The sequence below is a fragment of the Streptomyces sp. NPDC102402 genome (assembly GCF_044765765.1).
Lineage (GTDB): Bacteria > Actinomycetota > Actinomycetes > Streptomycetales > Streptomycetaceae > Streptomyces.
Genome location: NZ_JBIWKR010000004.1, coordinates 570,234 through 570,468, shown reverse-complemented (window position 1 = coordinate 570,468; position 235 = coordinate 570,234). Strand labels below are relative to the sequence as shown.

General features: G+C 66.8%; 1 pseudogene. It reads left to right on the top strand.

What is annotated here, in order from left to right:
* Positions 1–235 (top strand): annotated as a pseudogene (locus ACIRJR_RS16315) (hypothetical protein); the annotation flags it as partial.

The following is a 235-nucleotide window of genomic DNA, read 5'->3' as shown; positions in this document are numbered from 1 at the left end:
GCGGACGACTGGGAGAAGGACAAGGAGTCCGGCTCCGGCAGCAACGACGACCGTGAGAAGCCGGACTCGTGGAAGCACGAGAAGCCCGAGGGTGGTGTGCACACCGGCGGTGGCGCGCTGGCCGGTGTGTCGGCCGATGACTGGGAGAAGGACAAGGAGTCCGGCTCCGGCAGCAACGACGACCGTGAGAAGCCGGACTCGTGGAAGCACGAGAAGCCCGAGGGTGGTGTGCACA